This is a genomic window from Streptomyces sp. NPDC021093 (assembly GCF_044333135.1).
Lineage (GTDB): Bacteria > Actinomycetota > Actinomycetes > Streptomycetales > Streptomycetaceae > Streptomyces.
In genome coordinates this window covers 503,722-523,438 of sequence record NZ_JBIRQJ010000006.1, presented here as the reverse complement: position 1 = coordinate 523,438, position 19,717 = coordinate 503,722, and the positions used below count along the sequence as shown (strand labels likewise).

The 19,717-nt window shown below is 71.0% G+C and carries 16 protein-coding genes; 7 read left to right on the top strand and 9 right to left on the bottom strand.

All coding sequences use genetic code 11. The features are described from left to right. The first annotated feature begins 36 nt into the window (after positions 1-36). Both ACH4SP_RS21250 and ACH4SP_RS21245 read left to right on the top strand, forming a co-directional pair. On the top strand, positions 37-2,400 hold the full coding sequence (locus tag ACH4SP_RS21250) for an ATP-dependent RecD-like DNA helicase (protein ID WP_398417056.1): 2,364 nt from the start codon (positions 37-39) through the stop codon (positions 2,398-2,400). 133 nt (positions 2,401-2,533) lie between these two features. Then, positions 2,534-3,829 carry a citrate synthase gene (locus tag ACH4SP_RS21245; protein WP_398417055.1) on the top strand — a complete coding sequence of 432 codons (1,296 nt, stop codon included), beginning with the start codon at positions 2,534-2,536 and terminating at the stop codon, positions 3,827-3,829. Positions 3,830-4,341: 512 nt separating this feature from the next. On the opposite strand, the gene ACH4SP_RS21240 is transcribed toward ACH4SP_RS21245, so the two are convergent. Both ACH4SP_RS21240 and ACH4SP_RS21235 read right to left on the bottom strand, forming a co-directional pair. After that, positions 4,342-6,627 carry a heavy metal translocating P-type ATPase gene (locus ACH4SP_RS21240; protein WP_398417054.1) on the bottom strand — a complete coding sequence of 762 codons (2,286 nt, stop codon included), beginning with the start codon at positions 6,625-6,627 and terminating at the stop codon, positions 4,342-4,344. Positions 6,628-6,716: 89 nt separating this feature from the next. Beyond that, entirely contained in the window at positions 6,717-7,043 is a 327-nt protein-coding gene (locus ACH4SP_RS21235) for a heavy-metal-associated domain-containing protein (protein WP_398417053.1), read from the bottom strand. Positions 7,044-7,174: 131 nt separating this feature from the next. Between ACH4SP_RS21235 and ACH4SP_RS21230 the strand changes: the two genes are divergently transcribed. Then, entirely contained in the window at positions 7,175-8,425 is a 1,251-nt protein-coding gene (locus ACH4SP_RS21230) for a cation:proton antiporter (RefSeq protein ID WP_398417052.1), read from the top strand. A gap of 49 nt (positions 8,426-8,474) precedes the next feature. Here ACH4SP_RS21230 and ACH4SP_RS21225 read toward each other — a convergent pair whose 3' ends face one another. The 4 genes from ACH4SP_RS21225 to ACH4SP_RS21210 form a co-directional block, all read right to left on the bottom strand. Further along, positions 8,475-9,077, bottom strand: a complete 603-nt coding sequence (locus tag ACH4SP_RS21225; protein WP_398417051.1) for a GNAT family N-acetyltransferase — start codon at positions 9,075-9,077, stop codon at positions 8,475-8,477. Positions 9,078-9,208: 131 nt separating this feature from the next. Beyond that, positions 9,209-9,406 carry a helix-turn-helix transcriptional regulator gene (locus tag ACH4SP_RS21220; protein WP_398417050.1) on the bottom strand — a complete coding sequence of 66 codons (198 nt, stop codon included), beginning with the start codon at positions 9,404-9,406 and terminating at the stop codon, positions 9,209-9,211. Between the two features lie 343 nt (positions 9,407-9,749). Continuing rightward, positions 9,750-10,226 carry a peptidase M23 gene (locus ACH4SP_RS21215; RefSeq protein WP_398417049.1) on the bottom strand — a complete coding sequence of 159 codons (477 nt, stop codon included), beginning with the start codon at positions 10,224-10,226 and terminating at the stop codon, positions 9,750-9,752. Positions 10,227-10,425: 199 nt separating this feature from the next. Continuing rightward, positions 10,426-11,349: a sugar phosphate isomerase/epimerase family protein gene (locus ACH4SP_RS21210; protein ID WP_398417048.1), complete on the bottom strand. Its 924-nt coding sequence runs from the start codon at positions 11,347-11,349 to the stop codon at positions 10,426-10,428. A 71-nt stretch (positions 11,350-11,420) separates the two neighbouring features. Here ACH4SP_RS21210 and iolC point away from each other — a divergent pair, with 71 nt between their 5' ends. From iolC to mmsA, 4 genes are all read left to right on the top strand, one after another. Beyond that, complete coding sequence (iolC, locus tag ACH4SP_RS21205) at positions 11,421-12,515, top strand: 5-dehydro-2-deoxygluconokinase (RefSeq protein ID WP_398417047.1); 1,095 nt, start codon at positions 11,421-11,423, stop codon at positions 12,513-12,515. After that, positions 12,515-13,363 carry a 5-deoxy-glucuronate isomerase gene (iolB, locus tag ACH4SP_RS21200; protein WP_398417213.1) on the top strand — a complete coding sequence of 283 codons (849 nt, stop codon included), beginning with the start codon at positions 12,515-12,517 and terminating at the stop codon, positions 13,361-13,363. Before iolC ends, iolB begins: the two co-directional genes overlap by 1 nt. A 215-nt stretch (positions 13,364-13,578) precedes the next feature. Continuing rightward, positions 13,579-15,489, top strand: a complete 1,911-nt coding sequence (iolD, locus tag ACH4SP_RS21195; RefSeq protein ID WP_398417046.1) for a 3D-(3,5/4)-trihydroxycyclohexane-1,2-dione acylhydrolase (decyclizing) — start codon at positions 13,579-13,581, stop codon at positions 15,487-15,489. 13 nt (positions 15,490-15,502) lie between these two features. Beyond that, the gene (gene mmsA / locus ACH4SP_RS21190; RefSeq protein WP_398417045.1) at positions 15,503-17,002 is read left to right on the top strand and encodes a CoA-acylating methylmalonate-semialdehyde dehydrogenase; all 1,500 of its coding nucleotides are present in this window, start codon (positions 15,503-15,505) and stop codon (positions 17,000-17,002) included. A gap of 87 nt (positions 17,003-17,089) precedes the next feature. On the opposite strand, the gene ACH4SP_RS21185 is transcribed toward mmsA, so the two are convergent. The 3 genes from ACH4SP_RS21185 to ACH4SP_RS21175 all read right to left on the bottom strand — a co-directional run bounded on the left by ACH4SP_RS21185 (position 17,090) and on the right by ACH4SP_RS21175 (position 19,635). Further along, complete coding sequence (locus tag ACH4SP_RS21185; protein ID WP_398417044.1) at positions 17,090-17,797, bottom strand: polysaccharide deacetylase family protein; 708 nt, start codon at positions 17,795-17,797, stop codon at positions 17,090-17,092. 117 nt (positions 17,798-17,914) lie between these two features. Beyond that, positions 17,915-18,748 (bottom strand): putative protein N(5)-glutamine methyltransferase, encoded by an 834-nt coding sequence (locus tag ACH4SP_RS21180; RefSeq protein ID WP_398417043.1) that lies wholly within the window; start codon positions 18,746-18,748, stop codon positions 17,915-17,917. Positions 18,749-19,050: 302 nt separating this feature from the next. Further along, positions 19,051-19,635: a TerD family protein gene (locus tag ACH4SP_RS21175; protein WP_398417042.1), complete on the bottom strand. Its 585-nt coding sequence runs from the start codon at positions 19,633-19,635 to the stop codon at positions 19,051-19,053. Between the last annotated feature and the right edge of the window lie 82 nt (positions 19,636-19,717).

The following is a 19,717-nucleotide window of genomic DNA, read 5'->3' as shown; positions in this document are numbered from 1 at the left end:
GCCCGCGCTGTCGTACCCCGGCGGTACCGTCGGATCATGAGCAGCTCAGGGGCCGGGTCAGGGGCGGGTACAGGCGGGGGTGCGGGTGCGGCCGTGGTGGAGGGGGTCCTGGAGCGGATCACCTATGCCAACGAGGACACCGGATACACGGTCGGGAGGGTCGACACCGGGCGCGGGTCCGGGATCGGCGATCTGCTGACCGTCGTCGGCGCGCTGCTCGGGGCGCAGCCGGGGGAGTCGCTGCGGATGGAGGGGCGTTGGGGCTCCCACCCGCAGTACGGCAAGCAGTTCACCGTGGACAACTACACGACGGTGCTGCCCGCCACCATCCAGGGCATCAGGCGCTATCTGGGGTCCGGGCTGATCAAGGGGATCGGCCCGGTGATGGCCGACCGGATCACCACCCACTTCGGCGTCGACACCCTCGACATCATCGAGCAGCAGCCCAAGCGGCTCGTCGAGGTGCCCGGACTCGGGCCCAAGCGGACGAAGATGATCGCCGCCGCGTGGGAGGAGCAGAAGGCCATCAAGGAGGTGATGGTGTTTCTGCAGGGCGTCGGGGTCTCCACGTCCATCGCCGTCCGCATCTACAAGAAGTACGGGGACGCCTCCATCTCCGTCGTGAAGAACGAGCCGTACCGCCTCGCCGCCGATGTGTGGGGCATCGGGTTCCTCACCGCCGACCGCATCGCGCAGGCGGTCGGGATTCCGCACGACAGCCCGGAGCGGGTCAAGGCGGGTCTGCAGTACGCACTGTCGCAGTCCACCGACCAGGGGCACTGCTTCCTGCCCGAGGAGCAGCTGATCAGTGACGCGGTGAAGCTGCTCCAGGTGGACGTCGGGCTGGTCATCGAGTGCCTCGCCGAGCTCGCGGAGGATCCGGAGGGTGTCGTACGGGAGAAGGTGCCGGGGCCGGAGGGGCCGGCCGGGGAACCGGTCACGGCTGTCTACCTGGTGCCGTTCCACCGGGCCGAACTCTCCCTCTCCGCCCAGGTGTTGAGGCTGCTGCGCACGGACGAGGACCGGATGCCCGGGTTCCGGGACGTGGAGTGGGGGAAGGCGCTGGGCTGGCTAGCGAAGAGGACGGGGGCCTCGCTCGCCCCCGAGCAGGAGGCCGCAGTCAAGCTCGCGCTGACCGAGAAGGTGGCGGTGCTGACCGGCGGTCCCGGCTGCGGAAAGTCCTTCACGGTGCGGTCCGTGGTCGAGCTCGCGCGGGCGAAGAAGGCCAAGGTGGTGCTGGCCGCGCCCACCGGCCGGGCGGCGAAGCGGCTGTCCGAGCTGACCGGGGCCGACGCGTCCACCGTGCACCGGCTGCTTGAGCTGAAGCCGGGCGGGGACGCGGCGTACGACAGGGACCGGCCGCTCGACGCCGATCTGGTGGTGGTCGACGAGGCGTCGATGCTCGATCTGCTGCTCGCCAACAAGCTGGTGAAGGCGGTGGCCCCGGGGGCTCATCTGCTGCTCGTGGGGGACGTCGACCAGCTGCCTTCCGTCGGTGCGGGCGAGGTGCTGCGGGACCTGCTCGCCGAGGGCGGGCCCGTGCCGCACGTACGGCTGACGCAGATCTTCCGGCAGGCCCAGCAGTCGGGGGTGGTGACCAACGCCCACCGGATCAACGCAGGTACGCACCCGCTGACCCAGGGGCTCAGCGACTTCTTCCTCTTCGTCGAGGACGACACCGAGGAGGCCGGGCGGCTCACGGTGGACGTCGCCGCGCGCCGCATTCCGCAGAAGTTCGGGCTCGATCCGAGGCGGGACGTACAGGTGCTGGCGCCCATGCACCGGGGCCCCGCCGGAGCGGGGAATCTCAACGGACTGCTGCAGCAGGCCATCACGCCTGCCAGGCCCGACCTCCCCGAGAAGCGGTTCGGCGGCCGCACCTTCCGGGTCGGCGACAAGGTCACCCAGATCCGCAACAACTACGACAAGGGGGAGAACGGCGTCTTCAACGGGACGGTGGGAGTCGTCACCGCCCTCGACGCCGACGAGCAGACGCTGACCGTGCGCACCGACGAGGACGAGGACATCGCGTACGACTTCGACGAGCTCGACGAGCTGGCGCACGCGTACGCCGTCACCATCCACCGCTCCCAGGGGAGTGAATATCCGGCCGTGGTGATCCCCGTCACCACCGGCGCCTGGATGATGCTCCAGCGGAACCTGCTCTACACGGCCGTGACGCGGGCCAAGAAGCTCGTCGTCCTGGTCGGGTCGCGCAAGGCGATCGGACAGGCGGTACGTACGGTTTCGGCCGGTCGGCGGTGCACCGCGCTCGCCCACCGGCTCGCAGGCGGAACGTACGTACCGACACAACGGCAGCCCCCTCGGCAAACCGCAGAGGGCCATCGGTGGGAAACATCACCCGGGGGTTACGGAACCGGGGCGAAGGGGGCAGTATGAGCAGGTTGGCGGCACTCAGTGCCGCGAACTGGCCTATTGGCCGACCCCGAGTGCACTCTGCTGAGCCAAGTGGGGGATGGTAGAGACAGTCAGGGCACCTCGAAGAAGAGGCACTACGTCGGTGAGGGATGACGTGAGCGAGAGCGACAACTCTGTAGTACTGCGGTACGGCGATGGCGAGTACACCTACCCGGTGATCGACAGCACCGTCGGCGACACGGGCTTCGACATCGGGAAGCTCCGGTCCCAGACCGGTCTGGTGACCCTCGATAGCGGATACGGCAATACCGCCGCCTATAAATCCGCGATCACCTACCTCGACGGCGAGCAGGGCATCCTGCGCTACCGCGGGTACCCGATCGAGCAGCTGGCCGAGCAGAGCAGTTTCCTGGAGACGGCCTACCTGCTGATCAACGGCGAGCTGCCGAAGGACGACGAGCTGTCGACCTTCAAGAACGAGATCACCCAGCACACGCTGCTGCACGAGGACGTCAAGCGGTTCTTCGACGGCTTCCCGCGCGACGCGCACCCGATGGCCATGCTGTCCTCGGTCGTTTCGGCGCTGTCCACCTTCTACCAGGACAGCCACAACCCGTTCGACGAGCAGCAGCGCCACCTGTCGACGATCCGGCTGCTTGCCAAGCTGCCGACGATCGCCGCGTACGCGTACAAGAAGTCGATCGGCCACCCCTTCGTCTACCCGCGCAACGACCTGGGTTACGTCGAGAACTTCCTGCGCATGACCTTCTCGGTCCCCGCCCAGGAGTACGTGCCGGACCCGGTCGTCGTCTCGGCGCTGGAGAAGCTGCTGATCCTGCACGCGGACCACGAGCAGAACTGCTCGACCTCCACCGTGCGTCTGGTCGGCTCCTCGCAGGCGAACATGTTCGCCTCGATCTCCGCCGGCATCAGCGCCCTGTGGGGCCCGCTGCACGGTGGCGCCAACGCGTCCGTCCTGGAGATGCTCGAAGCGATCCAGGCCGACGGCGGCGACGTCGACGCCTTCATTCAGAAGGTGAAGAACAAGGAGGACGGCGTCCGCCTGATGGGCTTCGGCCACCGGGTGTACAAGTCCTTCGACCCGCGCGCCAAGATCATCAAGGCTGCCGCGCACGACGTCCTCTCGGCCCTCGGCAAGTCCGACGAGCTGCTGGACATCGCGCTCAAGCTGGAGGAGCACGCGCTCAACGACGAGTACTTCGTCTCGCGCAACCTCTACCCGAACGTGGACTTCTACACGGGTCTGATCTACCGGGCGATGGGCTTCCCGACGGACATGTTCACCGTGCTCTTCGCGATCGGCCGGCTGCCGGGCTGGATCGCCCAGTGGCACGAGATGATCAAGGAGCCGGGTTCGCGCATCGGCCGTCCGCGCCAGATCTACACGGGCGAGGTCCTGCGCGACTTCGTACCGGTCGACGAGCGCTGACCACTCGGTCGCGTACCTCTTGAGCGCGACCGCTTGAGTACGACTCCTTGAGTGCGACTTGAGCGCGACCGCTTGAGCACAGCCGCTTGAGCGCAATGAAAAGCGCCCCGCCGCCGATCCCCCCACGGGTCGACGATACGGGGCGCTTTCCTGTTCCCCGGATCGGATTCCCCCCACGGGATCCCAACCGGGCGTCTGTCGGCTTTCGCCGCCAGAGGTCTGTGTCTACCTCTTCAACCTGTGAAGTCCTGCCGGTCCTGAAGGTCCTGCTGTCGTACGGCTTCCCGCTGCGCGGTCCGCCGGGACGCGTAACTGACGGGAGGGCCGCTCAAAGCTCCCCGAAGGTACGTGTCCCGGCCAACGCTTGCCGGGGACGTCCCCCAAGACATCCCGCGTCGAACGTCCCCCAAGACGTTCTTGGCATCGCTTCTTAGACTCGCGACCCCGGCCAATGGTTACCCCTCAAACGCAGTGATCTACGTCACTCGACGTATGTCATGCGTTCGTGTACGTCATGTGAAGGTACGTAGCCGGAGGCTGTTTGTCACTACGAAGACGGATGAGAAAGCCATGGCGAATCCGGCGATCATCGGGTTGAGCAGCCCGGCGGCGGCCAGCGGCAGCGCCGCGACGTTGTAGCCGAAGGCCCAGAAGAGGTTTCCCTTGATGGTGGCGAGGGTCCGGCGGGACAGCCGGATCGCGTCCGCGGCCACCCGGAGATCACCGCGGACCAGCGTCAGGTCGCCCGCCTCGATCGCCGCGTCCGTGCCGGTGCCCATCGCCAGGCCCAGATCGGCGGTGGCGAGCGCCGCCGCGTCGTTCACGCCGTCGCCGACCATCGCGACCGTACGGCCCCGGGCCTGGAGGCGGCGGACCACGTCGGCCTTCTCCTCGGGCAGGACCTCCGCGTACACCTCGCCGGAGTCGATGCCCACCTCGGCGGCCACCGCGTCCGCGACCGCACGGTTGTCCCCGGTCAGCAGTACCGGTACGAGGCCGAGCGCGCGCAGTCGGACGACCGCCTCCGCACTGCCGTCCTTCACTGTGTCGGCCACGGTCAGCACGCCGCGTGCCTCGCCGTCCCAGGCGACCGCGACGGCGGTGCGCCCCGAGGCCTCGGCGGCGGCCTTCGCCCCGGCGAGCGCGGGCGGCAGCTCGTAACCCCGGCTGCTGAGCAGCTTCTCCCGCCCCACCAGCACCTTGCGGCCCTCGGCGGTGCCTTCGACGCCGAGGCCGGGGAGGTTGGTGAAGCCGGTGACCTCGGGGAGTCCTGGGCCCGCGCCCGCCGCCACCGCCCGCGCGATCGGATGCTCCGACGCGTGCTCCAGGGCCCCGGCCAGCCGCAGCAGTTCGGCGCGGTCCACCCCGGCGGCGGGCGTGACGTCCTTCAGCTCCATCCGGCCCGTCGTCACGGTGCCCGTCTTGTCGAGCACGACGGTGTCCACGCGGCGCGTCGACTCCAGCACCTCGGGGCCCTTGATCAGGATGCCGAGCTGGGCGCCCCGCCCGGTGCCGACCATCAGCGCGGTCGGCGTGGCCAGGCCCAGCGCGCACGGGCAGGCGATGATCAGGACCGCGACGGCGGCCGTGAAGGCGGCGGTCGGGTCGTCGGTGACGAGCAGCCAGGTCACCAGCGTGCCCAGCGCGATCAGCAGCACGACCGGGACGAACACGGCGGAGATCCGGTCGGCGAGGCGCTGCACCTGGGCCTTGCCGTTCTGCGCGTCCTCCACCAGCCGGGCCATCCGGGCGAGCCGGGTGTCGGCGCCGACCCGGGTGGCCTCGACGACGATCCGGCCGCCCGCGTTCAGGGTCGCGCCGGTGACCCGGTCGCCCGGCCCCACGTCCACCGGCACCGATTCACCGGTCAGCATCGACGCGTCGATGGCCGAACCGCCCTCGACGACCGTGCCGTCGGTGGCGACCTTCTCCCCGGGGCGTACGACGAAACGGTCCCCGACGGCCAGCCGGCCCACCGGCAGCCGCACCTCCTGGCCGCCGCGCAGCACCGCGACATCGGTGGCGCCCAGCTCCATCAGAGCCCGCAGCGCGGCCCCCGCCTTCCGCTTGGAACGGGCCTCCAGCCAGCGGCCGAGCAGGATGAAGACGGTGACCCCGGCGACCACTTCGAGGTAGACGGTGGAGGCGCCGTCGGCCCGGCCCGCCGTCAGGTCGAAGCCGTGCCGCATGCCCGGCATGCCCGCTTCGCCGAAGAACAGCGCCCACAGCGACCACCCGAAGGCGGCCAGCGTGCCGACCGAGACGAGGGTGTCCATGGTCGCGGCGCCGTGCCGGAGGTTGGTCCAGGCGGCCCGGTGGAAGGGCAGCGCGCCCCAGACGACGACCGGGGCGGCCAACGTCAGCGACAGCCACTGCCAGTTGTCGAACTGGAGGGCCGGGACCATCGACAGCAGGATCACGGGCGCGGCGAGCACGGCGGAGACGAGCAGCCGCTGCCGGAGGGCTGCCAGTTCGAGGTCGGCGGGGTCCTCGGCGGCCCGGTCGTCGTCGGCCGGGCCGTCGGACGCCGGGGGTGCGGGTTCCTCCGCCGTGTACCCGGTCTTCACCACGGTCGCGATCAGGTCCGGGACGCCGACCGTCCCCTCGTCGTACGCGATCCGTGCCTTCTCCGTCGCGTAGTTGACGGTGGCGGCCACGCCCTCCATCCGGTTGAGCTTCTTCTCGATCCGGGCCGCGCACGAGGCGCAGGTCATCCCGCCGATGGTCAGCTCGACATGGTGGCCGAGGGGGCGGGGCGGATCGGGGGTGAGGGGTGTCGCAGGGGTGGCGCTGTTCATTCGTGGGGCTCCAGGAAACGTGCCGGGCCGTATCCGCCCCAGTATGAACAACCTGGCGGATACGGCCCGCGAGCAGTGGGGACGAGCGGTCAGACGGTGCCGACCAGCTCGTAACCGGCCTCGTCGACGGCGGCCCGTACCGCCTCCTCGTCCAGCGGGGCGGCCGACACGACGGTGACCTGCCCGGTCGAGGCCACGGCCTTGACCGACTCGACGCCCGCGATCTCCGAGATCTCGCCGGAGACCGCGCCCTCGCAGTGGCCGCAGGTCATGCCCTGCACCTGGTACACGGTGGTGACGCCGCCCACCTGGACGTCGGCCGCACCGGTGGAGCCGCAGGAGCCGGACGGCGAGCAGCAGGAGCCGGAGGTCTGGGCGGCTTCGCCGGCGGCGGGGGTCTGGGTCTCGGCGGTCATGGAGGTGCTCCTTCGAAGACGGGTGTGGCTGGTGACTGATGTGACAACACTATACCCCTAGGGGGTATCAATCCAGTGGCATCCGGCCCCGTCGGCTTTCGACCGTGTCGCATCTGGGATAGATCACCCTTATGTCACATTCGGGGACGCTCATCCTCATCATGGCCATCGCGGTGCTCGCGCCCCTGCTGGCGTACGGGATCGGCCGCTGGCTGCCCGTTCCGCTCGTGATCTTCGAGATCCTGCTCGGCATCCTGGTGGGCCCCGACGTCCTCGGCTGGGCACAGCGCGACGAGGTGATCGACGTGCTGTCGCAGCTCGGCCTCGCGATGCTGATCTTTCTCGCCGGGTACGAGATCGAGTTCGGCAAGGTCCGCGGCAGCACGCTGAAACGGTCCGCCGCCGCCTGGCTGATCGCCCTCGCCCTCGGCCTGGGGCTCGGCACCCTGCTCGCGAACCTGGGCGACGACGGCGGCTTCAGCAAGGGAGTCTTCATCGGCACGGCGCTGACCAGCACCGCGCTGGGCACCGTCCTGCCGGTGCTGCGGGACTCGGGGGACCTCGGCGGGCGCTTCGGGCAGGTGATGATGGCGTTCGGCTCGGTCGGCGAGTTCGGGCCGATCGTCGCGATGGCGCTGCTGCTCAGCGGGCGCAGCGCCTGGCAGTCCACGGCGCTGCTCGCCACCTTCGCGGCGCTGACGGCGGCGGCGGTCTACTGGGCGATGCGCCCCAAGCCGCCGTGGTTCTCGTCGGTCATCGCCAAGACCCTGCACAGCAGCGGCCAGTTCGCGGTGCGCTTCGTCGTGCTGCTGCTCGCGGTGATGCTGGGCGCGTCGCAGGTCCTGGGCCTGGACGTACTGCTCGGCGCGTTCGCCGCCGGACTCATCACCCGGCTCGTCCTCAACGGAGCCGCCCCCGGCAGCAGCGGCGAGATCCTCGCCAAGGTGGAGGCGATGGGCTTCGGCTTCCTGGTGCCGGTGTTCTTCGTGGTCACCGGCATCGAGTTCGACCTGCGCTCGCTGCTCGACGGCGGCCGGGCGCTGCTCCTGCTGCCGGTCTTCCTCGCCCTGTTCGTCGTCGTACGGGGGCTGCCGGTACGACTCCTCGCCCCGCCCGACCTCGGGGGCCGGGACCGTACGGCACTGATGCTCTTCAGCTCCACCGCCCTGCCGCTCATCGTGGCGATCACCACCATCGGACTCGACGACAAGGTCCTGGCGGCGAGCGAGGCGGCGGCACTGGTCGGGGCCGGAATGGTGTCGGTACTGGTCTTTCCGCTGCTGGCGCTCAGGTGCAGGGCGGGGAAGGGGGAGAAGGGAGCGAAGGGGGAGAAGCGGGAGAAGCCTCCTCGGGCGAGGAGGGTGGAGGCGGAGTCCTGGTAACGCCTCTATGAGGCGGCGGTGGCGCCTCCATGAGGTGCTGGGTACGCCTCTATGAGGCGGCGGTGGGTGTGCCCCCGTGCGCTGCCCACTCCGGGGCGAGGATCGCCATGTGCAGGTCGTCGATCCACTCGCCGTCGTGCCACAGGGCCTCGCGGGCGCGGCCCTCGACGACGAATCCGACCTTCTCGTACACCCGGCGGGCGCGCGGATTGAAGTCGAAGACGCCGAGCGAGACGCGGTGCAGGCCGAGGGTCTCGAACGCGTACGCGACGACGAGGCGGCAGGCCTCGGTGCCGAGCCCCCGGTTGCGTCCCTCGGCCCCCAGCAACGTACGGAAGTTGCAGCTCCGGTTGGCCGGGTCCCACTCGTTGAGGACGACCTCGCCCACGCACTTCCCGGTGGCCCGGTCGACGACGGCCAGATCGAGGCGGTCGTCGTGGTCGGCGCGGGTCAGGTACCAGGAGCGGGTGGCGGCCAGGTCGACGTCGCTGCCGTCGCTGCCGCTGCCGGTGAACCTGTTCACCTCCGGGTCCCGGACCGCCGCCAGCATCACCGGGAGGTCCTCCTCGGTGAAGGGGCGCAGCAGGGTGCGGGTGCCGGTCAGGGTGGGCTTGACGGAGAAGTCGGCGCGTGGCTGCGTCGGTGCGTTCATCCGGTGATCCTCCGTGCCGTACGGGGCGGCCCGCAAGCGAGATTCCCGGGTCGCGGCGCGTGCCCCGCACCGTCGGCCGGGAGCCGGCCGGATGCGGGGCTGCGGGGAGGAGGGGCGCCCCCTCGGGGCTGTCAGTCGCGCCGGCCTCTGTTGCCTGGGCGGCGGGTCACCCAGCTGCGGATGGTGTCCGCGTACCAGTAGGGCTTGCCGCTCTCGACGTGGTCGGGCGGGGGCAGCAGACCGTGCTTGCGGTACGAGCGCACGGTGTCCGTCTGAACCTGGATGTGCGCGGCGATCTCTTTGTACGACCAGAGCTTGCGGTCCGTCATCGGTGCACCTCCCTGCGAAAGCAGCAGTCACGGCCGGGGGGCCGTCGGGGGATCTGCGGCATTTCGCTGGCGATCACTCAGCCTCTGCCCCGTGAACGACACTCCGTGATGAGGAGGCTGGGGCTGTGGTGTGCCTGTGACGGAAGGCCCGCGTAACGGCGACATGTGTGACGGAAAGGGCACCTCTGTGACGTAAGTGGTGCAGGGGATGAGCAGGACACACCGGGCGGGCCGGGCCGATGTGCTTGGCCGGGCCCGCGCTCGGGTGTAATGCGGATGCTCGGGTGTAATGCGGGTGTAATGCGGGTGCGTAAGGGGGAGTTGGTGCGTCCCGTCTCGTGCGTCAGTGCTCGCCGGGGCCGCACACCGGCACACCGGCGATCTTCTTGCCGCCGCGGAGGTAAACGTTGCTCACCCAGGCGAAGTCACTGCCTTCGGGCAGCGTCACCTTGCTCCACCAGCGGTTCTTCGTGCCGTCCTGAGACGTGACCGGGGTGGTGTTCTGGTTCGTCTGGCAGTAGTCGAGCAGCCAGATGCGGGACTTGGTGGCGAGGACGTGCGCGCTGGTGCGGGGGAACTCGCGGAGGTTGACGTGGGAGCCGTGGAGGAAGACCCTCTTGGCCGCGAGGACCGGGGCGGCGGGCGGTGCCAGGGCGGGTGCGGGGGCAAGTGCGGGTGCGGGGGCAGGTGCGAGGGCGGGTGCCACCGTCGGCGCGACGGCCGGCCGGGGGCTGTCGGCCCCGGTGGCCGGAGCCGACAGCAGGCCGGTGGTCAGCAGGGTGGCCGCGGTGGCGGTGACGAAGAGGCGCGGGTGCGTCATGGGCTGTTCCCCCTGTGTGGGCTGCCGCGTGGGCCGCCTGTGCGGCTGCGCGTCCGAACGGGCCGTTCGCTCTCGGCCCTCCGTACGAGAAGCCTGCCCAGCGGTGTCCGCACGGGCGGGAGAAGCGGACGCGGTTCACCCGGACGGAGCCCCGGGTACCGGGCTTCCTCCGTGGTGCCCCTCTGCGCCCGTGTCGCCGCTACGCCCCGCAGGACCGCAGGAAGGCCCGCGTCCGGCGTGCGATCGGCAGTGGCCTGTCCGGCGGGCACGGGTACATGTCCTGCTCCACGATCGCGAACAGGCCGGTCCCGCGCTCCTCGGCGAGGGCCTGCGCGGCCTGCAGCACGGGCTCCAGCGCGGGCACCCCGCCCGGCGGTTCGCACATCACGCCCTCCGCCACGGCCCGCCCGAACGGCAGCCGCTGCTCGTCCACCCGGGCCAGCACCGCCGGATCCACCTGCTTGAGGTGCAGATAGCCGATCCGTTCCCCGTACGTCTCGATGAGTTTGACGCTGTCGCCGCCGCAGTAGGCGTAGTGCCCGGTGTCCAGGCACAGTGAGACCAGATCGGAGTCGGTCGAGTCGAGGAGGCGGACCACGTGCTCCTCGGTGGCGATGTGGGTGTCCGCGTGCGGATGGACGACGACCCGCAGCCCGAACTCCTCGCGCACCTGCCGCGACAGCCGCTCCGTCTGCGCGGCGAGCAGCCGCCACTGGGCAGGGGTGAGGGTGTCGTCCTCAAGAGGCAGCCCGGTCTCGTCGTCCCGCCAGAAGGCCGGAATCATCACGAGGTACCCGGCGCCCACGGCCTGCGCCTGCCGGGCCACCGCCGAAACCGTGTCCAGGGCGGCGCTCCAGGCGGCGGCGGAGTCCCGGTGCAGCGCGGTGAACACCGTCCCTGCGGACACCTGGAGACGGCGCTCGCGCAACTCCTGGTGGAGCCGGTCGGTGTCGCGCGGCAGATAGCCGTACGGCCCCAGCTCGATCCACTCGTAACCGGCCGTGACGACCTCGTCCAGGAAACGCCGCCAGGGCACCTGGTGGGGCCGGTCGTCGAACCACACCCCCCACGAGTCCGGTGCGGTCCCGATCCTGATGCGCGTCAGCTCTCCCTCGCCGGTCATGGGGGAACCTTGACAGTTTTCCGAACGCGGGGCTAGATCTGAAAACCGCAGTCCGCCGACGAGGGGGATTCATGGGTGACCCGTACCGAAGCAGCCGGAGCACGCCGCACCGAGACACCCCGTACGACCTGATCGCGATGGGTCGGCTCGGTGTGGACCTCTATCCGCTGCGGGCGGGGGTGCCGCTGGACCGGGTGGAGACGTTCGGCAGGTTCCTCGGCGGATCGGCGGCGAACGTGGCGGTCGCCGCGGCGCGGCTGGGACGGCGGGTCGCGCTCGTCTCGCGGACCGGGGCGGACCCCTTCGGGACGTACTTGCGGCGGGAGCTGGGGGGCTTCGGCGTCGATGTGCGCTGGGTGACGGAGGTCGCCGCGTACCCCACGCCCGTCACCTTCTGCGAGGTCTTCCCGCCGGACGACTTCCCGCTCTACTTCTACCGGCAGCCCAAGGCGCCCGATCTGGAGATGCGTCCGGGGGAGCTGGACCTGGACGCGGTGCGCGGTGCCCGCGTCTTCTGGGCGACCGGTACGGGGCTGTGCGCGCAGCCGAGCAGGGACGCGACGCTGGCCGCGCTGGAGGCGCGCGGAGGGGCTTCCGGTGGGGCTTCCGGTGGGGGCGTTGGGCGTTCCGGGGGTGCCGGGCGCTCCGGGGGTGCTGCGCACACCGTTCTGGACCTGGACTGGCGACCGGCCTTCTGGGCGGACCAGGACCCGGGCCCGTACTACGCACAGGCCCTGCGGCACGCCACCGTCGCCGTCGGCAACATCGACGAGTGCGAGATCGCGACCGGTACGCGCGAACCGCACGCCGCGGCGAAGGAGTTGTTGGGGGCGGGGGTGGAGCTGGCCGTCGTCAAACAGGGGCCCGCGGGTGTCCTCGCCGTGCACCGCGACGGAACTTCCGTGCGGGTGCCGCCTCTTGAGGTGGAGGTGCTCAACGGGCTCGGCGCGGGCGACGCGTTCGGCGGGGCACTCTGCCACGGGCTCCTCGCGGGCTGGCCCCTGGACCGTACGGTCCGCTGGGCGAACGCGGCGGGAGCGCTGGTGGCGACGCGGCTTGAGTGCTCGTCCGCGATGCCGTACGCGGCGGAGATCGAACGGCTTCTCCAACCGGCGAGGGACGATGAGCCGGCGGAGGACGTCCAACCGGTGAAGGGCGGCGAATGATGACGGACCACCACCTCTTTGCGGCGGCGGGGAGCGAGTCCCACGGCCCGTACGCGCTCGACATCGGGCCGAAGCGGGCCGGGTGGGAGTACGCCGCGCTGCGGGTCCTGGAGCTGCGGCCCGGAGCCTCGCACCATCTGCCCACCGGGGAGTTCGAATGGATCGTGCTCCCGCTGGCCGGGGCCTGCAGCGTCCTCGTCGACGGAGAGATCATCGAACTCCGGGGCAGGGAGGGCGTGTTCGACTCGGTCAGCGACTTCGCGTACCTTCCGCGCGACGCCCACGCCCAGATCGCCTCTGGTGCGGGGGGCCGCTTCGCCCTGGCAGGAGCGAGGTGCGGGCGACGACTTCCCGCTCGTTACGGTCCCGCGCCGGAGGTTCCGGTGGAGCGGAGGGGGAGCGGGATCTCGGGTCGCGAGGTGCGGAACTTCGCGGCGGCGGACGTCTTCGACTGCGACCGGCTGATCGCGGTCGAGGTGATCACTCCCCCGGGGCACTGGTCGTCGTACCCGGCGCACAAGCACGACGAGGGGATTCCGGGGCGGGAGTCGGTGCTGGAGGAGATCTACCACTACGAGTTCGAGGGCGGGCAGGGGGCGGGGGCAGGTGCGGGTGCGGGGGTGGCGGGCTATCAGCGGATCGCGCCGTCGCGCCCGGGTGGTGCGGACCTTCTGGCCGAAGTCCGCAGCGGAGACACGGTCCTGGTGCCGAACGGGTGGCACGGGCCGTCGATCGCCCCGCCGGGGCATGCCATGTACTACCTGAACGTGATGGCGGGCCCGGGTCCCGGCCGCGAATGGAACATCAGCTTCAGGGAGGGGGAGGGGTACGGGGAGGGGCACGAGTGAGCGCTCAGGGGGCGGGCGCGTTGTACGTGCGGGTGCGTCGTGGCTGGTCGCGCAGTTCCCCGCGCCCCTAAACGCCTGCCCCCTAGCCTCCTTGGGCAGCGGGGCCGCCCCCCGGGGGCGGGACGGGTGGGCAAGGGGGCGGCCCCCACGCGGAGCGCGCCCCTCCCGCGACCGCACGCCCTCGACACCGCACCGCTCTCATTCCAGGAGGTCCCATGCCAACCCCCGCCCCCACCCGCCACCTCACCACCGCCCAAGCCCTCCTCACCTTCCTCACCCACCAGCACACCGAACGCGACGGCATCCGCCACCGCCTCATCACCGCCACCTGGGGCATCTTCGGCCACGGCAACGTCGCCGGACTCGGTCAGGCGCTCCTGGAGACCGGGGCCGGGGATTCCGACGGCATGCCCTTCCTCCAGGGCCGCAACGAGCAGGCCATGGTGCACGCCGCCACCGCCTACGCCCGCCAGCAGGGCCGCCTCTCCGCCCACGCCGTCACCACCTCCATCGGCCCCGGCGCCACCAACCTCGTCACCGGCGCCGCCCTCGCCACCATCAACCACCTCCCCGTTCTCCTCCTCCCCGGCGACACCTTCGCGGCCCGCCCCGCCGACCCGGTGCTGCAGCAGCTCGAAGTCCCGTACGCAGGGGACGTGTCGGTCAACGACTGCCTGCGGCCCGTGTCCAAGTACTTCGACCGCATCACCCGCCCCGAGGCGCTGATCCCCGCCGCCCTCGCCGCGATGCGGGTCCTCGCCGACCCCGCCGAGACCGGGGCCGTCACCCTCTGTCTGCCGCAGGACGTCCAGGTGGAGGCGTACGACTGGCCCGAGGAGTTCTTCGCGGACCGCGTCTGGCGCGTACGGGCCCAGGAGCCCGACCAGCGGGACCTGTTCGACGCCGAGGCCGCGCTGCGGGCCGCCCGCCGCCCCCTGCTCGTCGTCGGCGGCGGCGTCCGCCACAGCGGCGCCGAGTCCGCACTCGGCCGACTCGCCGCACTCACCAAAATCCCCGTCGCCGCCACCCAGGCGGGCAAGGGGGCGCTCCCGTACGACCACCCCGCCGACGTCGGCGGCATCGGCCACACCGGTACCGCCACCGCCAACCACCTGGCCCGTACCGCCGACCTCGTGATCGGCGTCGGCACCCGCTGGACCGACTTCACCACCGCATCCGGAACCCTCTTCCAGCATCCGGACGTCCGTTTCCTCAACATCAACATCACCGGCTTCGACGCCCACAAGATGGGCGGACTCACACTGATCGGCGACGCCCGGGCGACCCTCGCGAAACTCGCGAACCTCGCCCATGACCTCCGCGTCGACGAGTCCTACGAAGCCGAGTACCGCACCGCGAAGGAGAGTTGGGAGGCGTACGTCAGCGCCGTGTACGCCGCCCCCGACGACAAGGCCGTCCCCACCCAGGCCCAAGTCCTCGGCGTACTCGACACGCTGGTCACCCACGAGGACATCCTGATCAACGCGGCGGGGTCGCTCCCCGGCGACCTCCACAAGCTGTGGCGCACCCGTTCCGGCGGCGGGCGCCACGACCAGTACCACGTCGAGTACGGGTACTCCTGCATGGGTTACGAGATCCCCGCGGCCGTCGGCGTGCAGCTCGCCGCGGCCGACCGGCCGGTCTGGGCGCTCGTCGGCGACGGTACGTACCTCATGAATCCGACCGAGATCGTCACCGCCGTGCAGGAGCGTCTGCCGATCAAGGTGGTGATCCTGGACAACCGCGGGTATGCCTCCATCGGCGGTCTCTCCGAGGCCGTCGGCGGCGAGCGCTTCGGCACCGACTACCGCTTCCGCGCCTGCGACGGTACGTACACGGGAGACCCGCTGCCCCTCGACCTGGCCGCCAACGCCGCAGCCCTCGGGATGCGCACCCTGCGCGCCCGCACCATCGGTGACCTGCGGGAAGCCCTCAAAGAGGCGCGCGCGAGCACCGTTCCCACATGTGTCTACGTCGAGACCGAAACGGGCGACACAGTGTCGGGCCCGCCGTCCGGCGCTGCGTGGTGGGATGTTCCCGTGGCCGAGACCGCGACCCGCCCGTCGGCGGTCCTGGCACGCGAAGAGTACGGCCGGCACGTCGCAGCCCGACGCCACCACCTTTGAAGGAGTGCAGTACATGAAGACCGTCAACCACTGGATCGGTGGCAAGACCGTCGAGGGTGCGTCGGGCAACTGGGGCCCGGTCACCGACCCGGCCACCGGCGCCGCCGACACCCGTGTCGCCCTCGCCTCCGTCGAGGAGGTGGACGCGGCCGTCGCGGCCGCGAAGGACGCCTTCGCGAAGTGGGGCACGTCCTCCCTCTCCGCCCGCACCGCGATCCTCTTCCGCTACCGCGCCCTGCTCGACGCGCACCGTGACGAGATCGCCGCCCTGATCACCGCCGAGCACGGCAAGGTGCACTCGGACGCGCTGGGCGAGGTGGCCCGCGGCCTGGAGATCGTCGAGCTGGCCTGCGGCATCACCACCCAGCTCAAGGGCGAGCTGTCCACCGAGGTCGCCACCCGCGTGGACGTCTCCTCGATCCGCCAGTCGCTCGGCGTCGTGGCCGGCATCACGCCGTTCAACTTCCCGGCCATGGTGCCGATGTGGATGTTCCCGCTCGCCATCGCGTGCGGCAACACCTTCGTGCTCAAGCCGTCCGAGAAGGACCCGTCGGCGTCCCTGCGCCTCGCGCAGCTCGCCACCGAGGCCGGTCTGCCGGACGGCGTGCTGAACGTCGTGCACGGTGACAAGGTCGCCGTCGACCGCCTCCTGGAGCACCCGGACGTCGCCGCGGTCTCCTTCGTCGGCTCGACCCCGATCGCCCGCCACATCCACACCACCGCGTCCGCCAACGGCAAGCGCGTACAGGCCCTCGGCGGCGCCAAGAACCACATGCTGGTCCTCCCGGACGCCGACCTCGACGCCGCCGCGGACGCGGCCGTCTCCGCCGCCTACGGCTCGGCGGGCGAGCGCTGCATGGCGATCTCCGCCGTCGTGGCCGTCGGCGCCATCGGTGACGAACTCGTCGCGAAGATCGTCGAGCGCGCCGAGAAGATCAAGATCGGTCCGGGCAACGACCCGGCGTCCGAGATGGGCCCGCTGATCACCGCCGCCCACCGCGACAAGGTCGCCTCGTACGTCACGGGCGCGGCCGCCCAGGGCTCCAAGGTCGTCCTGGACGGCACGGGGTACACGGTCGAGGGCTTCGAGAACGGCCACTGGATCGGTCTTTCGCTCCTCGACCACGTCCCGACCGACTCCGACGCCTACCGCGACGAGATCTTCGGCCCGGTGCTGTGCGTCCTGCGCGTCGACACGTACGAAGAGGGCGTCGCCCTCATGAACGCCTCGCCGTTCGGCAACGGCACCGCGATCTTCACCCGCGACGGCGGCGCCGCCCGCCGCTTCCAGCTGGAGATCGAGGCCGGCATGGTCGGCGTCAACGTGCCGATCCCGGTGCCGGTGGGCTACCACTCCTTCGGCGGCTGGAAGGACAGCCTCTTCGGCGACCACCACATCTACGGCAACGACGGCATCCACTTCTACACCCGCGGCAAGGTCACCACGACCCGCTGGCCGGACCCGGCCGACGCCCCCTCCGGCGTCGACCTCGGCTTCCCCCGCAACCACTGACCCACCCTCACCCGCGGGCCCCGGCCACCCCCTCCCGGCCGGGGCCCGCATCTCTTGAGCGGTCGCTCAACCCTGTTGAGCGACCGCTCAAGCGTGCCGGTACACGCCTCCCGGCTCCAGCTTCCTCGGCGCGAACAGCCGCTCCACCGACACCAGCGTGAACCCCCGCTCCCGCAGCCCGTCCACGATCGCCGGTACCGCCGGCACCGTCCCCTCATAGATGTCGTGGAGCAGGACGATCCCGCCCGGCTTCGCGGACTTCAGGATGCGTTCCTCGATCATCTTCGGGTCGTGGTCCTGCCAGTCCAGCGCCCGCGAGTTCCACAGGATCTGGGCGAGGCCGAGCTCCTTGCAGAACGCCGCCACGTCCTTGTTCGTACGCCCCTGCGGCGGCCGCATCAGCGTCGGCCGCTGCCCCGTCAGCTGGGCGAGGGCGTTCTGGGTCTGCACCAGCTGCCGCCGTGCCTCCCGCGGCGGCACTTCGGTCAGCCGCGGGTGCGTCCACGAGTGGTTGCCGACCTTGTGCCCCTCCGCCGCCATCCGCCGCACCAGGTCCGGGTACTTGTGCACAGGCCCCTTCCCGATCAGGAAGAACGTCGCCGGTGCGTGCATCTCCTCCAGCACGTCGAGCAGTTCGCCGGTGTGAGGACCCGGCCCGCCGTCGAAGGTCAGGGCCACGCACCTGGCCACCCGGCAGTCGACGGGGCCGACGGCCGGGCCGCCCGCGAAACCGGTCAGCAGGGCGGCCGCCAGCAGTGCGACCGCGGAGATCAGGGAACGCCTGCGTTTCGTCACCGCACACCGGTACCAGCGGCGGGCGCCTCCGCAAACGCCACGCCCGCCGCCGGTCACCCGGTCGGCCCGGCACTTCGTCGGCCCGGCACCGGGTCGGCGCGGCACCGGGTCGGCGCGTCAGCGCGGGGATGTTCCGACGACGACCGTCGCCCCCATGTCCTCGTCCTCCTCGACACGGGTCGTCAGCCCGCCCCGTACCATCGCCGCGACCGTACGGTCCGCCTGCCGCTCGCTCGTCTCGATCAGCAGGCTTCCGCCGGGCGCCAGCCAGCGCGCCGCCTCCGCCGTCACCCGCCGCTGCACGTCGAGGCCGTCGGCGCCGCCGTCCAGCGCGACGAGCGGCTCGTGGTCCCGCGCCTCGGAGGGCAGCAGCCCGATGTCCTCGGTCGGTACGTACGGGGCGTTGGCCACCAGCACGTCCACCCGCCCCAGGAGCCCGGCGGGCAGCGGCGCGTACAGGTCGCCCTCGTACACCGCCCCGCCCACCGCGCCCACGTTCCGCCGCGCGCACCGCACCGCGGCGCTCTCCACGTCGGCGGCGTGCAGCTCGATCCCCGGCAGTACGGATGCCAGGACCACGCCCACCGCCCCCGCCCCGCAGCACAGGTCGAGCACGACGGCTCCCGGCCGCCCGAGCGCGACGGAGTGCCGGGCCAGGAACTCGGTCCGTCGCCTGGGCACGAACACCCCCGTGTCCACGGAGATCCGCAGCCCGCAGAACTCGGCCCAGCCGAGGACGTGTTCGAGCGGCAGCCCGTCGACCCGCCGGTCCACCATGGCGGCGAGCTCGGCGGGCGTACGCGCGGTGGACAGCAGCAGCTCCGCCTCGTCCTCGGCGAACACACAACCGGCGGCCCGCAGGCGCGTGACGACGACGGAGGGCGAGAGAGCAGGGAGAAGGGGAGCGGGAGCCGAAACGGGAGCAACGGGAGTGCACGTGGATATCGACATGGGAGAGCCTTTCGGAATGATTACCGAGGGCGCTCTCCGGCCCGACCCGCAACGACGGCTGTGACGGCTTGGACAGCTACGACAGCTTCGTACGGCGACCACGAGGTGAGAGCACCCGACCTGCGACAGCGGTAATGGGTCTCACCTCCCTGGTCCGGGCCCGCACGGACGGCGGGCAACACGAAGGACCCTACCCGAGGGAATCACCGCAGTACAGAGGCCCGTCGGCGGCACTCGGCGGCCCGCGTCCGCGCCGCCCGCGCGGCCCTTCGCCCCGGAGAGGGCGAAGGGCCGTACCGCTGCTACTTGTTGACGGCGAAGCGCATCAGGGCCTGCTCGTCGCCCTGCTTGACCTTGCCGGTCGTGTTGATGACCTCAAGCTTCCAGTTCGCACCGTCCCGGACCGCCTTGGCGACGGCGCACGCGTTGTCGCTGGTGAGCAGGGAGGGCCAGATGTCCGCGACCTGCTGGGAGCTGCCGCCGGAGGCGTCGTACACCTTGAAGCTGATGTTCCGGGCCTTGGAGAACGCGCTGTTCTTCTTGAACGCGGCGGAGACGAACACGATGGACGTGACGTTGGTCGGCACGCGGCCGAACTCCACGGTCACCGTCTCGTCGTCGCCCTCGCCCTTGCCCGTCTGGTTGTCGCCGCTGTGCACCAGCGCGCCGTTGCCCAGCGGGTCCAGGGAGTCCAGTCCGGCGAGCCGGACCGGGTCACCGCCGCTCATCGCGATGGCGATCAGGTCGAGGTCGGTGCCGACCGTCCGGCGCAGCTTGCCCAGCACGCCGCCGCTGCTGCCCGAGGTCGGGTCCCAGGACACGCCGATGGACAGGTGGGTCACGCCGGCCAGGTCCGCCGGGCCGTCTTCCTTGCTGAGCGTGATCATGTGAGATCCCTTGATAGTGGACAAGTAAGTGCAAATTCTGCATTGCGCCGTCGGGGCGGCCCAGGCCGGGGGTGGAGCCGTC